This is a genomic window from Microbacterium testaceum StLB037 (assembly GCF_900104345.1).
GTDB lineage: Bacteria > Actinomycetota > Actinomycetes > Actinomycetales > Microbacteriaceae > Microbacterium > Microbacterium testaceum_A.
Genome location: NZ_FNJN01000003.1, coordinates 24,315 through 38,540, shown reverse-complemented (window position 1 = coordinate 38,540; position 14,226 = coordinate 24,315). Strand labels below are relative to the sequence as shown.

The 14,226-nt window shown below is 71.1% G+C and carries 10 protein-coding genes; 9 read left to right on the top strand and 1 reads right to left on the bottom strand.

What is annotated here, in order from left to right; all coding sequences use genetic code 11:
- Positions 1-3: 3 nt before the first annotated feature.
- The 4 genes from zwf (at position 4) to BLS25_RS06395 (ending at position 6,084) form a co-directional block, all read left to right on the top strand.
- Complete coding sequence (gene zwf / locus BLS25_RS06410) at positions 4-1,554, top strand: glucose-6-phosphate dehydrogenase (RefSeq protein ID WP_056232160.1); 1,551 nt, start codon at positions 4-6, stop codon at positions 1,552-1,554.
- On the top strand, positions 1,551-2,498 hold the full coding sequence (locus BLS25_RS06405) for a glucose-6-phosphate dehydrogenase assembly protein OpcA (protein WP_056232163.1): 948 nt from the start codon (positions 1,551-1,553) through the stop codon (positions 2,496-2,498). Before zwf ends, BLS25_RS06405 begins: the two co-directional genes overlap by 4 nt.
- Entirely contained in the window at positions 2,495-3,286 is a 792-nt protein-coding gene (pgl, locus tag BLS25_RS06400; RefSeq protein ID WP_056232168.1) for a 6-phosphogluconolactonase, read from the top strand. Before BLS25_RS06405 ends, pgl begins: the two co-directional genes overlap by 4 nt.
- 254 nt (positions 3,287-3,540) lie before the next feature.
- Positions 3,541-6,084: a helix-turn-helix transcriptional regulator gene (locus BLS25_RS06395; RefSeq protein ID WP_176786328.1), complete on the top strand. Its 2,544-nt coding sequence runs from the start codon at positions 3,541-3,543 to the stop codon at positions 6,082-6,084.
- Here BLS25_RS06395 and BLS25_RS06390 read toward each other — a convergent pair.
- The gene (locus BLS25_RS06390; RefSeq protein ID WP_074694855.1) at positions 6,035-7,369 is read right to left on the bottom strand and encodes a glycosyltransferase family 2 protein; all 1,335 of its coding nucleotides are present in this window, start codon (positions 7,367-7,369) and stop codon (positions 6,035-6,037) included. The two genes, BLS25_RS06395 and BLS25_RS06390, sit on opposite strands and share 50 nt — an antisense overlap.
- A gap of 328 nt (positions 7,370-7,697) precedes the next feature.
- Between BLS25_RS06390 and BLS25_RS06385 the strand changes: the two genes are divergently transcribed.
- The 5 genes from BLS25_RS06385 to BLS25_RS06365 all read left to right on the top strand — a co-directional run bounded on the left by BLS25_RS06385 (position 7,698) and on the right by BLS25_RS06365 (position 14,182).
- On the top strand, positions 7,698-9,029 hold the full coding sequence (locus BLS25_RS06385; RefSeq protein WP_081349718.1) for a nucleotide sugar dehydrogenase: 1,332 nt from the start codon (positions 7,698-7,700) through the stop codon (positions 9,027-9,029).
- Positions 9,026-10,090: an NAD-dependent epimerase/dehydratase family protein gene (locus BLS25_RS06380; protein WP_235557019.1), complete on the top strand. Its 1,065-nt coding sequence runs from the start codon at positions 9,026-9,028 to the stop codon at positions 10,088-10,090. The genes BLS25_RS06385 and BLS25_RS06380 overlap by 4 nt, the downstream gene beginning before the upstream one ends.
- A complete protein-coding gene (gene glmS / locus BLS25_RS06375) occupies positions 10,090-11,904 on the top strand; it encodes a glutamine--fructose-6-phosphate transaminase (isomerizing) (RefSeq protein ID WP_056232178.1) in 1,815 nt (604 codons plus the stop codon). The genes BLS25_RS06380 and glmS overlap by 1 nt, the downstream gene beginning before the upstream one ends.
- 80 nt (positions 11,905-11,984) lie before the next feature.
- Positions 11,985-13,436 (top strand): polysaccharide deacetylase family protein, encoded by a 1,452-nt coding sequence (locus BLS25_RS06370; protein ID WP_056232181.1) that lies wholly within the window; start codon positions 11,985-11,987, stop codon positions 13,434-13,436.
- Entirely contained in the window at positions 13,433-14,182 is a 750-nt protein-coding gene (locus BLS25_RS06365) for a hypothetical protein (protein WP_056232185.1), read from the top strand. Before BLS25_RS06370 ends, BLS25_RS06365 begins: the two co-directional genes overlap by 4 nt.
- The last annotated feature ends 44 nt before the right edge of the window (positions 14,183-14,226 follow it).

Sequence of the window (14,226 nt, the reverse complement as noted above, 5' to 3'; positions counted from 1 at the left end):
AGCATGGTCGTAGAGATCACTCCGGGTCACAATCCGTTGCGCGATCCCGAGGATCGCCGTCTGAGCCGGATCGCGGGGCCCAGCGCCCTCGTGATCTTCGGCGTCACCGGCGACCTCTCGCGTAAGAAACTCATGCCGGCGGTCTACGACCTCGCCAACCGCGGCCTGCTGCCCCCGGGCTTCGCGCTCGTGGGCTTCGCGCGTCGCGACTGGGAGGACCAGGACTTCGCCGAGGTCGTGTACGAGTCGGTCAAGAAGTACGCCCGTACGGAGTTCCGCGAGGAGACGTGGAAGGAGCTCCTCGAGGGCATCCGCTTCGTCCAGGGCGAGTTCGACGACCCCGAGGCGTTCGGTCGTCTGCGCGAGACCGTCGACAAGCTCGACACCGAGCGCGGCACGATGGGCAACCACGCGTACTACCTGTCGATCCCGCCGAAGGCCTTCCCGCTGGTCACCACCCAGCTGAAGGCGTCGGGGCTCGTGGGTGACGACGAGACGAAGACCTCGGGCTGGCGCCGCGTCGTCATCGAGAAGCCGTTCGGTCACGACCTCGCCTCGGCGCGCGAGCTGAACGAGGTCGTCGAGAGCGCTTTCCCCGCCGACGCGATCTTCCGCATCGACCACTACCTCGGTAAAGAGACGGTGCAGAACATCCTCGCGCTGCGCTTCGCGAACGAGCTGTACGAGCCGATCTGGAACCGCAACTACGTCGACCACGTGCAGATCACCATGGCCGAGGACATCGGCGTCGGTGGTCGCGCCGGGTACTACGACGGCATCGGCGCGGCGCGCGACGTCATTCAGAACCACCTGCTGCAGCTGCTCGCGCTCACGGCGATGGAAGAGCCCATCAGCTTCAACGCCGCCGACCTGCGCGCCGAGAAAGAGAAGGTCCTGGCCGCGGTCCGCGTGCCCGAGAACCTCGCCGAGGCGACCGCTCGCGGTCAGTACGCCGGCGGCTGGCAGGGCGGCGAGCAGGTGCTCGGCTTCCTCGAGGAAGACGGCATGAACCCCGAGTCGGTCACCGAGACGTACGCGGCGATCAAGCTCGAGATCAACACCCGCCGCTGGTCAGGGGTCCCCTTCTACGTCCGCAGCGGAAAGCGTCTGGGTCGCCGCGTGACCGAGGTCGCCGTGGTGTTCAAGCGCGCGCCGCAGCAGCTGTTCTCGCAGAGTCAGACGCAGGAGCTGGGGCAGAACGCCCTCGTCATCCGCGTCCAGCCCGACGAGGGCGTGACGATCCGCTTCGGGTCGAAGGTCCCCGGCGACGGCACCCAGGTGCGCGACGTCACGATGGACTTCGGCTACGGGCACGCCTTCACCGAGGCGAGCCCCGAGGCCTACGAGCGCCTCATCCTCGACGTGCTGCTGGGCGATCCGCCGCTGTTCCCCCGGCACGAAGAGGTGGAGCTCAGCTGGAAGATCCTCGACCCGATCGAGGAGTTCTGGTCCGCCCAGGGCGGTCCGCTCGAACAGTATTCGCCCGGTTCGTGGGGTCCGGCATCCGCCGACGAACTCCTCGCCCGCGACGGTCGCACCTGGAGACGCCCGTGATCATCGATCTGCCCGACACCACCGTCAGCGCCATCTCGAAGAAGCTTGTCAGCGTGCGCGAAGAGGGCGGCGCCGTCGCCCTCGGCCGCGTGCTGACGCTCATCATCGTCACGCACCACGGCGCCGAAGAAGAGGTCATCGAAGCGGCCAACGACGCCTCGCGCGAACACCCGATGCGCGTGATCGCCGTGCTGTTCGGCGACGACGACGACGAGCCCCGCCTCGACGCCCAGATCCGCGTGGGCGGCGACGCCGGCGCGAGCGAGGTCGTGGTGCTGCGCGCCCACGGCGCCGCGGGCTCGAACGCCGAGAGCCTCGTCACCGGCCTGCTGCTCCCCGATGCCCCGGTCGTGGCCTGGTGGCCGGCCGACGCGCCCGAGGACCCCTCGCACTCCGCGATCGGTCGGATCGCGCAGCGTCGCATCACCGACGCGTCGTCGCAGGCCGACCCGGCCGCCTGGGTCGCCCGGCTCGGCGAGCACTACTCCCCCGGTGACACCGACTTCGCCTGGACCCGTGTGACGCGCTGGCGCGAGCAGCTCGCGGCCGTGCTCGATCAGCCCCCGTACGAGCCGGTCACCGCGATCGAGGTCCGCGGCGCCGCCGACTCCCCCTCCACCGCCCTGCTGGCGGCCTGGTTGGGGATGAAGCTCGAGGCTCCCGTCGACTACGCCTACCTGCCGGCCGAGGAGTGGGCGAGCGGCATCAAGTCGGTGCGTCTCACCCGTCCGAGCGGCGACACGCTGCTCGAGCGGCCCGAGGCGGGGGTCGCGGTGCTCACGCAGCCCGGTCAGCCCACCCACGACCTGGCGTTCCCGCGCCGCACGTTGCGCGAGTGCCTCGCCGAGGAGCTGCGCCGCCTCGACCCCGACCTCCTCTACGGTCGCGTGATCACCGAGGGGCACGACCTGCTGCTCGCCGCGAGCGAGCGGGACGACGCATGACCGACAACGGCTCGGTCAAGCAGGTCATCATCAAGCCGGACGCCGAGACCCTCGCCTCGTACGTCGCCACGCGCTTCGTGAACCGCATCGTCAAGCGGGTCGCCGAGGGCAAGCGCATGCACGTGTGCCTCACCGGCGGCACGATGGGCGGAGCGGTGCTGCGCACCGCAGCGAAGGACGCGCGGGTCGGCGAGATCGACTGGTCGCTCGTGCACTTCTGGTTCGGCGACGAGCGGTTCGTTCCGCGCGACTCGGACGACCGCAACGAGAAGCAGGCCCGCGAGGCGTTCCTCGACCACCTCGACATCCCGGCCGAGAACATCCACACCGTCGCCTCGAGCGAGGACGGTCTCGACCTCGATGCCGCGGCGATCGCGTACGCCGACGAGTTGGCGCAGTTCGCTCCCTCGGACCGCAGCGAGACGGGACCCTGGCCCGCTTTCGACATCTGCTTCCTCGGGGTCGGACCCGACGCGCACATCGCCTCGCTGTTCCCCGATCGTCCCGAGATCTCGGTGACCGATCGGGCCACCGTCCCGGTGCGCAACTCCCCCAAGCCGCCGAGCGATCGCGTCTCGCTGACGCGGCCGGTCATCAACTCGTCGAAGCGCGTGTGGATGGTCGTCGCGGGCGCCGACAAGGCCGCCGCCCTGGGTCTCGCCCTCGCCGGTGCGAGCTATCAGAGCGTTCCCGCGGCCGGGGCGAAGGGCCGCCGTCGCACGGCGTTCTTCGTCGACGAGGTCGCGGCTGATCAGGTTCCGCCGCAGCTCATCGACCGCGAGTACTGAGGAGCGGGAGCTCGCCCGACGGGGACTCTCCCCCGCACGCGCCGCGAGTTCACACGCTCGAGCCGGAGGACCGGATGCCACACGGCATCCGGTCCTCTGCGTTGTCCGCGCACGTCTGTAGGGGACTTCCACCCATTGTCTTCCGCGTGGCGCCGATTTACTCTCTTCGTGGGGGGCATCCTGGTCCGCTCGGCGGGGCTCGATCCGTGAGGGTCGATCCGCGACGAACGGCCGACGCAGTAGGGAGCGTTCGGATGCCATTTGTCGGTCGAGATCGAGAGTTGCACGTCGCCGCGAACCTGATCGGTTCGGGCAGCGGCTCCGCGGGTTTGTTCGTCGGTGAAAGCGGGTCGGGCAAGTCCGCCCTGGCACGCGAGGTCGCCGCGCGCCACGACGCCGTGGTGGTCACGGCCAGTCCGAGCGAGCGCATGTGGCCGCTCTCGGGCGTGACCGCGGTGGTGGCGGCGCTCGACGACGGGCGACGAGATGCGGTCGACAGCGTCCTGTCCCGCAGCGGTGACTGGCCGGAGCACCTCCTCGCCGAGGAGATCAGCCGCACCCTCCACCTGCTGCGAGCCGATCCGTGCGTCGTCGTCGTCGACGACCTCGACGAGATGGACAGCGCGAGCATCACCGTGCTGTCGTACGTCTTCGGACGCCTCCGCGGCACCGGCGTCAGCGTCATCGCCACGAGCGGTTCGTTCGAGGGACGCCACGACTTCGCCGGCATGCTGCAGACCCGCATACAGCGGTTATCGTTCGACGAGTCCGTGGATCTCGCGCGCACCGTCCTCGGGGCGGGTGCCGACCGCGCCGTGCTGCGGATCGTGGCGGACCTCGCCGCCGGCGACCCCGGCGTGCTGGTGGGGTTGCGCCTCACCCCCGCCGAGGCGAACGGCGAGGAGCCGCTCAGCGTCCCGCTGCGCGTGCGCGAGCAGCGACCCCACCGGCGACAGCAGCGCAAGTGCCGCGTCATCGACCCGCGCTGGGCGCACGTGCTCGATCTGCTCGCCGTGGGTCCCGTGTACGGCCTCGACCGGCTGCGCGCCACCGCCGGCGAGCACGATGTCGACATCGACGATCTACTCGATCACGGCATCGTCTCCGTCCACGGCGGTCTCGCCCGCATCGCCGACCCGGCTCGCCGACTGCGCCTGCACGCCGGATTGAGTCCGGAGGAGCGTCGCGCCCTCCACGCGCGGGGAGCGGCCGACCACGCCGGCGCGTACCCGGCGACGCGTCGCTGGCACGAGAGCTTCCTCGACCCGACCGCGGACCGCAGCGCCCTTCTCGGAGGTGCCATCCTGCTCGCTCGAGACGCTGAGACCGCCGCCGCCGTGGAGTTCGCCGAGCGGGCGTTGGCCGGGGAGATGGACGAAGCACGTCGCTGCGAGCTCCTCGTCGACCTCGGCGAGGCGCTCGTGCTCGGAGGACACGACCTCCTCGGTCAGCACTACCTCCGGCGGGCCGGGGTGAGCGCCGATCCCGCGACCCGCACGCGCGCCGCGATCGCCCGCCTCCGCGCCGTCGCGGCGGTGGATCACACGGTCGACGACACCGTCCTCGATCACGTCGATCCGCTCGTCGGCGCCGAGGCCGCGGCATCCGAGAGGCTTCTCTGCGAGAGCGCCTGCCTGCACCTGCACCGGGGAGAGGTCGACCTCGCCGTCGAACGGATCGCCCTCGCCGTGAAGCTCGGCGTCGCGTCCACCCAGACGGCGCTGCTCGCCGGCATCGCCGAAGAAATGGGCGGGCGCTCCCACGCCGCGGCGGCCATCCGTCTCGAAGACGACGGCGACGACGTCCAGATCGACCACGCCCTGCTGTACGCGGGGCTCACCCTGCTGCGCGAGGACTACAGCACGGCGAGACGGATCATCCGCGCCGAGCTCGATCGTTCCCCGCGACACGCGCCGATGTGGCGAGAGCATCTTCTGCGCCAGCTCGTCACCGTCGAGGTCCGCGCCGGAGACCCGATCGCCGCGCGCGACGCCGTCATCGCCTGGCAGCGCGAGTGGATTCCGGGACGCAGCACCGACGCCGCCAGCACGCTCATCCTCGCCGCCGAGGCGGCAATGCATGAACCGCCCACCGGTGCCGCCGACCTCGTCGAGCGGGGGCGGGAACGAGCCCGTCGCGAAGGCGCGAGCACCCTGACGCCGTGGTTCGCGGCGATCGAGGGATCCCTCGCCCTCGGCGAGGGGCGGCACACCGAGGCCATCCTGCACCTGCGCGAAGCCCGCTCCCTCCACGCCGACGACGACCCCGCCGTGATGCGCCTCGACGCCGACCTCATCGAAGCCCTCTGGCTCGACGGTCGGCACGACGAGGCCCTCGAAGAACTGCAACGCCTCGAGCGCGCGGCCGCCGATTCGACGAGAAGGTGGACCCACCTCGCCCTCGCGCGTTCGCGGGCCGTCTGCCGGTCCGCCCGCGAGGGCGCGGCGGCTTTCCGTGACGCGGAAACGCTCTTTCGCGGCGACGACTCTCCTCTCGAGCGGGAACGCCTCCGCCGGGCGGAGGAACGGTGCCTGCCGGACGTCCGCGTGTCGGCCGTCCGCGCGATCGGTGGCGACGCCGTCCCGAACCCCCGACCGAGTCTCAACGCGCGAGAGCTCACCGGCCACGAACGCGAGATCGTCGCCCTCGTCGAGCGCGGGCTGCGCAACCGCGAGATCGCGGCTGCCCTGTTCATCTCACTCCGGACGGTCGAGCTGCGCCTGACCGGCATCTACCGCAAGCTCGGCATCACCTCGCGGGTACAGCTCGTGGCCCACCTTCGCGGAGCGGCGAGCTGAGCGGAGCGGCCGCCGGTTCGACCGACGGCTGCGACATCCGGCGATCGGGGCTGCGCCAGCGCCCGTCGGACGGACGCCCGAGCGCGGCGACGAGGGCACGCAGGCACACGGTCGCATCCCACACCCGCAGGAGGGGGAACACGAGCATCCGGGGGTGCGGGCGCGTGCGGGACACCGCACAGGTGAACGCACTCATCACAAAGTCGACGATCAGGAACCCCGCGGCCAGGGGAAGCACCGGAAGCGCCGCGGCCACCCCGGCCGCCGTCGCGGCCACGGTGCCGTCGGCCGTCGCGGCGATCAGCGCCGCCAGAGCTCCCACGACCAGGAGCGGGAGCATCGCCACCAGGACCAGACTGGACAAGACGGTCTCGACCGCGAAGACGCCGACCGATGACCAGAAGAGGCCCGGATGGGGACCGTGGCGGCGCACCGTCTGCCAGAACCCCAGGCTCCAGCGCCGGACCTGCGCCGAGTAGTCGCGCAGCACCGCGGGATCCTGCGTCTCGGCGACGGCGCACTCCGGGTGGAAGGCGATCCGTCCGAGCCTCTTGGCGTGGACCTCGAAGGTCATGTTGAAGTCCTCGATCGACAGCCCGGGGGCGTCGATGTCGATGCGATCCAGCACATCGGTGCGGTACAGGCTGGCGAACCCGGGCACGATCGCCACGGCATCCGCTCCCCGCGCCGCCTGCCCGAACTTGTGCAGGTACTGCGTGCACACGTAGGTGCGCTCGCGATACGAGGTGAGGAGGCGCCCCACGCCCGTGGGCGGAGAATCCGCCGACGTGGTCGCCCGACCGGCCACCGCGACGACACCGTCGTCCGTGAACTGCGGAAGCGCGGTACGCAGGTAGTCGGGGCGGGGCCGGGAGTCCGCGTCGAGCAGGAGGAGCAGGGGGAACCGCTCCGGGATCCGGAAGTGGTCGAGACCCGCCCGGATGGCGCCCGCCTTCCCCCGATTCGGCGTGAGATCCCAGGCCTCGGCACCGGCGGCCCGCGCCCGCTCGACGGTGCCGTCGCGGGAGCCGTCCGACACGACGAACACGTTGCCCGCGGGCACGAGCCGGCGCGCCGCACGCACGGCGTCGGCGATCACGAGCTCCTCGTCGTGCGCGGCGATGAGGATCGCCACCTCGGCGCTGCGGAAGAACATCGACGGGTTCAGCAGTGCGGCGGACGGTCGACGCTCGGCGACGAGACGGCACACCGCTGCCGTGCCCCACACGAGCGTCGAGACGCCGATCGTGCACACCGCGACGAGCACGACGAGTGCAGGGGTCATGGCATCCCACCTCTTCGGGTCGAGGGTTCGGGTCGCGCCTCCGGATCGGGCGACCGGATGACGCGTCGAAGGCGACCGTACGTGACCGGGCGCCCGTCGAGGCCGCCTCGACCCGCAGTTGCGGTTGCGGTTTCCCGCAGATCGCGATGCGGGGAGCGGGACCCCGCAGGATCGTCCGAGATTGCTTGACCCGACCCGCGCCGACGACGCACTGTGATCCCGGATCAGCGTCGATACCCGATCGGACGCCGTCCCACCACCCGAAATCGTCCGAGGGGGCGCTGCATTTCCCCCGCCGCCCCCTCGGACCCTGCCTTGGAGGATGAAGATGTCCACTCTCGATGTCCGGCCCGACGTGATGACCACGCCGCGGCCCCCGGCTCCCGCCCCGACGCGGACGTTCGACTTCGACGTCGCCATCGTCGGACTCGGGTACGTGGGCCTGCCGACCGCCTTGGCCTATCACGCCAGCGGGTCGCGCGTTCTCGCCCTCGACGTCTCGCCGCGACGCCTGCGCGATATCGCCGCGCGCAGCGCCGATCTCATCGACTCCGACCGGCAGCGCCTGGAGACCGCCCTGCACGCTCCGGCCAGCTTCCGCCTCACGAGCGACACCTCCGAGCTCGGCCGCGCGGCCGCCATCGTCGTGTGCGTCCCCACGCCCGTCGACCACCAGCAGGTCCCGGACCTCACCGCACTCCGGGCGGCGTGCGCCACCGTCGTCGCCGCCGTCCGGCCCGGGCAGCTCATCATGCTCACCTCGACCACGTACGTCGGCTGCACCCACGACCTCGTCGAGAAGCCGCTCCGCGAGCGCGGGATGCAGATCGGACGCGACGTCTTCGTCACCTTCAGCGCCGAGCGCATCGACCCCGGCAACGTGGGCTTCGCCCAGGAGATCGTTCCCCGCGTGGTGGGAGGCGCCACCGCGCAGTGCGAAGAAGAGGGCGCGCGCCTGCTCGCCCGCTACGCGGCGCGCGTGCACCGGGTGTCGAGCCTCGCCACCGCCGAGATGACGAAGCTGCTCGAGAACACCTTCCGCGCCGTCAACATCGCCCTCGCCAACGAGTTCGCCGACATCTGCGGTGCCCTCGACGTCCCGGTCACCGAGGTGATCGAAGCCGCGAGCACCAAGCCCTACGGCTTCATGGCGTTCTACCCCGGCCCCGGCGTCGGTGGACACTGCATCCCCTGCGACCCGCACTACCTGCTCTGGCAGCTCAAGGCGCTGCACGTCGACGCGGGCGTCATCACCGAGGCCATGACGCGCATCGCCGCCCGCCCGCGCCGTGTCGTCGATCGCATCCGTGATGTCCTCGGACGCGCCGGCAAGGGCACGCTCGGCGCCCGCGTGCTCGTTGTCGGCGTCACCTACAAGCCCGACGTCGCCGACCTGCGCGAATCCCCCGCCCTCGAGATCATCGACCACCTGATCGACGTGGGCGCCGAGGTGCAGTACGTCGACACCCACGCCCCGCACATCCGCCTCGATTCCGGGCGGGAACGCGATTCGCTGCCCGACCCGGCGGCCTTCCATCCCGACATCGTGCTCGTGCACACCCGCCACCACGACGCCGACCTGGGTTGGCTCGACGGCGACGCGGTCGTCGTCGACGGCACCTACCGCAGCGCCGACATCGCGGGGCGGGTGCTCCTGTGAGCGGCGTGACGGTCTACCCGGGTTCCGCCTCGCCCCGGACGCGCACGCTGGTGACCGGGGGCGCCGGGTTCGTCGGCAGCCACCTCGTCGAGCACCTGCTGACCCTGGGTGACGAGGTCGTCGTCCTCGACGACCTCTCGACCGGCTCGGCCCGCAACCTCGCGGGCGTCGCCGACAACCCCCGCCTCGAGATGATCCACGGCTCGATCCTCAACACCAAGACGGTGGGCGCGGCGATCCAGGGATGCGACCGCGTGTTCCACCTGGCCGCGGCCGTGGGGGTGAAGCTCATCGTGGAGCAGCCCCTGCGGGGTCTGCGCATCAACATCCACGGCACCGAGAACGTGCTGACGGCGGCCATCGAGCACCAGGCCTCGGTGCTCATGGTGTCCACGAGCGAGGTGTACGGCAAGAACACCGCCGATCGCCTGCGCGAGGACTCCGACCGCGTCCTCGGTGACCCGCTGCTCTCGCGTTGGACCTATGCGGGAGCCAAGGGCATCGACGAGGCCTTCGCCAAGGCCTACTGCGATCAGGAGGGCCTCGACGTCTCGATCGTCCGCCTGTTCAACACCGTCGGGCCCCGCCAGACCGGTCGCTACGGCATGGTGCTGCCCAACCTCGTGGGGCAGGCCCTACGCGGCGCTCCCCTCACCGTGTTCGGCGACGGCCAGCAGACGCGCTGCTTCTCCGCGGTCGAGGACGTCGTGCCCGCGATGGTGCTCATCGAGAGGGACCCGCGCGCCCGGGGTCAGGCCTACAACCTGGGCGGCGCGCGCGAGATCTCGATCTTCGAGCTCGCGACAGAGATCATCCGCACCCTCGACAGTCGGAGCACGATCGAGCTCGTCCCCTACGAGCAGGCGTACGCCCCCGGCTTCGAGGACATGCGGCGCCGCGTCCCCGACAACACCAAGGCGCACGACCTCGTGGGCTACGAGCCGCACACCTCGCTGACCTCCACGATCATGCGGGTCGCCGCCGACCTGCTCTCGCGCGAACGCCTCGGCTCTGACGCCATGCCGCTGGCCGGCGCAGGCGCCTTCCGCGGGGTCCTCTGATGTGCGGCATCACCGCGTACCGCGGTCCGACGTCCGCCGCCTCGCGCGCCCGCAGCGCCCTCGAGCGTCTGGAGTACCGGGGCTATGACTCCGCGGGCATCGCCGCGCGGTACGTCGACGGCACGGCCCTGCACGTGCGCACTCTGAACGGCGTGGCATCCCTCACCGACGCAGTGCGTTCGGGCGAATCGGGGACGGATGCCACGACCTCGGCGATCGGTCACACCCGCTGGGCCACCCACGGCGGCGTCAGCGAGCGCAACGCCCACCCGATCGAGGACTGCAGCGGTCGGTTGTTCCTGGTGCACAACGGGATCATCGAGAACGCCGATCTGCTGCGGGCGCGGCTCGTCGCCGACGGGCACCGGTTCGCCACCGACGTCGACAGCGAGGTGATCGTCCACCTGCTCGAGCAGGCGCTGCGCCCCGGGGTGGGCCTCGGCGACGCGCTCGCCGACATCGTCACGCGCCTCGAGGGGTCATGGGCGATCGTCGCCCTCGACAGCCGGTCGGGATCGCTCGCGGGAACGGCGCACGGTTCGCCCCTCATCTTCGCCGAGGGCGAGGAAGGGGTCTACTTCGCGAGCGACGTGGGTGCGATCACTCCGGTGGTCGAGACGTTCCGCGTGCTGGAGGACGACGACGTGGTCGAGGTGGACGCGGGAGGCATGCGTTGGCACCGCGCGGGCGGTAGTTGTCGCCCGCGGGGACTGTGGCCCGTCCCGCAGACGGCGTACCTGTCGAGCAAGGGACGCCACCGCGACCACATGGGCAACGAGATCGACGAGCAGCCCGCCGTGGCGCGCCGCGTGCTCGAGGTCCTCACCCCCGGGATCGCCGACGGCGTCCTGTGGCGAGGGGCGGGCCTTCCCCCGCTCGACGAGGTCGATCGGGTGACGGTCATCGGGTGCGGGACGTCGCTGCACGCCGGCCGTGCGGTGGCCGGAGTGTTCTCCCGCCTCGGCGGCCTTCCCACTCGCACGCTCGTCGCGAGCGAGGCGGCGCACGAGGTCTGGGAGCCGCGCACGCTGGTGATCGCGCTGAGCCAGTCGGGTGAGACGGCCGACGTCCTGCGGGCGCTCGACGGTCTCCCGGCCCGCGGGCGCACCGTGTTGGCCCTGACGAACAATCCGTCGTCGACGCTGGCCCGTCGCGCGGATGCGACGCTCGATTGCCTCGCCGGTCCCGAGATCGGGGTCGCCGCGACGAAGACGTTCATCGCCCAGGTCCTCACGGGCGCCTGCCTCGCCCTCTCGGGATTGTCGGTCTCGTCGCGGGCCGACGCGATGGCCCTCGACGGTGACCTGCGCGCGCTCGCCGCGACCCCGGAGGCCCTGTCGGCCGCACTCGACACCTGGCGTGGCCCCGCGGCGAAGATGGCCGCCGAATTCGTCAACGCCCCCGGCTTCCTCTTCATCGGACGCGGCTCGGGTCTCGTCTACGCCGCCGAGGGGGCGCTCAAGCTGAAAGAGCTGTCGTACCGGTGGACCGAGCACCAGCCGGCGGGCGAGCTGAAGCACGGCCCCCTCGCCCTGGTGGATGCCGGCACCCCGGTCTTCGTCGTCGACAACGGCGATCCGCGGCTCGACGTCGACGTCGCCGAGGTGCTCGCCCGCGGCGGCCGCGTGCTCCGCGTGGGAGAACGCGTGCTGAACGTGGGCGGCATCCCCCTGCACCTGCCGCGGACGGGCCCCTCGTGGGGACCGCTCGAGACGGTGGTGCCCCTGCAGATGTTCGCTCGCGAGCTCGCCCTGCGCCTGCGCCGCGACGTGGACAAGCCCCGCAATCTCGCCAAGTCGGTGACGGTCTCGTGACCGGCCGCGACTCCGAGGTCCCCGGCCCGGACGACTCACGGATCCGCCGACGGACCCGCCCCACCCGAAAGGACGCCCCCATGATCCACCGCCACGTCGCCCCCGGGCGTCGGCGACTCCGGGCCCTCGCGGTCCTCGCCGCCGTCGCCGTCGGAGCGGGCGGGCTGATCGCCGCGGCACCGCCCGCCGCGGCACCGGCCCAGGCCGCGACCCGCACGATCGTCAGCCTCACGTTCGACGACGCCAACTCCGACCAGCTCAACGCTCTCCCCGCCCTTCAGGCCAACGGCATGAAGGGGACGTTCTACATCAACTCCGGGTTCATCGGCGCGGCGGGGCACATGACCCGCACCGACCTGACGAATCTCAAGAACGCGGGGCACGAGATTGGCGGGCACACCGTCAACCACCCCGACCTCGCGCAGGTCAGTGTCGACGAGGCGACGCGCCAGATCTGCACCGACCGCAAGAACCTCACCTCGTGGGGCTTCACGGTGCGCAGCTTCGCCTACCCGTTCGCCTCGTCGACCCCCGCCGTTGAGAAGGCCGTGGCGAATTGCGGGTACAGCAGCGGGCGCCTCCTCGGCGACATCCGGAGCCGCTTCGGCTGCCCCGACTGCGCCTACGCGGAGTCCACCCGCCCGGCCGACAAGTACGCGCTCAAGGCCCTCGACCAGGTCGACGCCGCCTGGACCCTCGACGACCTCAAGGCGGGGGTCACGAACGCCGAGAAGAACGGCGGCGGGTGGGTGCAGTACACCTTCCACGATGTCTGCGACGACGCGTGCAGCGACCTGGCGGTGACCACGTCGCTGTTCAGTCAGTTCACCTCGTGGCTGAAGACGCGACAGGCGGCGGGGACGGTGGTCAAGACGATCGGCGACGTCATCGGCGGCACGGCCAAGCCCGTCGTCGACGGCCCCTCGGTGCCCGCCGTGACGGGGTCGACCAACGGCATCGTCAATCCGAGCATGGAGACCGGTGCCCCCGACTGCTGGATGAGGGGCGGTTACGGCAACAACTCCCCCGCGTTCAGCACGGGCTCCCCCGCGCACACGGGGAACATCTCCAGCGGAATCGTCATGTCCGCGTACGTCGACGGCGATGCCAAACTCCTCCCGCAGTTCGACCTCGGCCAGTGCTCCCCCACTGTCACACCAGGCAAGACCTATACGCTGCGCGAGTGGTACCAGTCGAGCGGGGTGACGCAGTTCGCGGTCTACCTCCGGTCGACGAGCGGTTCGTGGTCGTACTGGACCTCGAGCCCGTGGTTCTCCTCGGCCGCCGACTGGACGCAGGCCGACTGGACGACGGCAGCGATCCCCGCCGGCTACAACGGCATCAGTTTCGCACTGACGATCTTCGGCAACGGCACCCTCCGCACTGATGATCTGCAGCTCTACGACAGCGCCGGTGCCCCGTCCCTGGCCCCCGCCACCGTGACCGCTCCGTCGTTCGCTCCGATGACCGCGACGCCTCCCCAGGGCCCGGTGGAGAAGGTCCACCCCACCGAGAGCGACGTCACCGGATGACGCGGACGCTGCGGCCGGCGGCGGCGATCACCCTCGTGGTGGTCGCCGCCGTCGGCCTGTCGGCGTGCGCCCCACCCGCCGTGCCGCGCCCCGACACCGGCTACCCGTGGCATACCGACATCGTGGCGACGACCTTCTGGGTGGGCGAGGTGTTCGACCCGAACGCCTCCGACGGCAGCCAGCGCATCTCGGCGTACGACTCGGACTGGCTGGGGTCCTACGGCGGATGCGATGGGATCGTCGACGGCACCGATTGCCGCACCGAGGCCCGTACCGCCGACGCCGGCTACTTCCCCACCGCCATGACTCCGCGCGAGAACCCGTTCTACCTCGACCTGCCGTTCGACGACGTCAACGACGACCAGGGCTTCGCCACGCGCGGCTCGGTCATCCCGTGGGCGAAGGAGCCCGCGTACTCCTCGGCCGTCGACGACCCCTCGCAAAGCCTCATGAAGAACCGGTGGGTGGTCCTGCGCAAGGACGGACACGTCTGCTACGGCCAGATCGAGGACGCGGGGCCGGGCGAGTATCGCGACGCCGCCTACGTGTTCGGCTCAGACGATCGTCGTCCCGCGAACACGCGGTACAACGGCGCGGGCCTCGACGTGTCGCCCGCCCTGAACGGCTGCCTGGGCTTCTCTGATCTCAACGGGGAGGACGACCGCGTCGACTGGGCTTTCGTCGACGACGCCGACGTCCCCGCGGGCCCGTGGACGAGGATCGTCACCGACTCCCCGGTCCGCTGAACAGACTCGGACCGCCGACGCGCGCGCTAGCGCCCGCACCCTCT

Bases quoted from the DNA above. Each gene is read 5' to 3' on its own strand.
- zwf (WP_056232160.1), top strand. From the start codon at position 4: ATGGTCGTAGAGATCACTCCGGGTCACAATCCGTTGCGCGATCCCGAG.
- pgl (WP_056232168.1), top strand. From the start codon at position 2,495: ATGACCGACAACGGCTCGGTCAAGCAGGTCATCATCAAGCCGGACGCC.
- BLS25_RS06395 (WP_176786328.1), top strand. From the start codon at position 3,541: ATGCCATTTGTCGGTCGAGATCGAGAGTTGCACGTCGCCGCGAACCTG.
- BLS25_RS06390 (WP_074694855.1), bottom strand. From the start codon at position 7,369: ATGACCCCTGCACTCGTCGTGCTCGTCGCGGTGTGCACGATCGGCGTC.
- BLS25_RS06385 (WP_081349718.1), top strand. From the start codon at position 7,698: ATGTCCACTCTCGATGTCCGGCCCGACGTGATGACCACGCCGCGGCCC.
- glmS (WP_056232178.1), top strand. From the start codon at position 10,090: ATGTGCGGCATCACCGCGTACCGCGGTCCGACGTCCGCCGCCTCGCGC.
- BLS25_RS06370 (WP_056232181.1), top strand. From the start codon at position 11,985: ATGATCCACCGCCACGTCGCCCCCGGGCGTCGGCGACTCCGGGCCCTC.
- BLS25_RS06365 (WP_056232185.1), top strand. From the start codon at position 13,433: ATGACGCGGACGCTGCGGCCGGCGGCGGCGATCACCCTCGTGGTGGTC.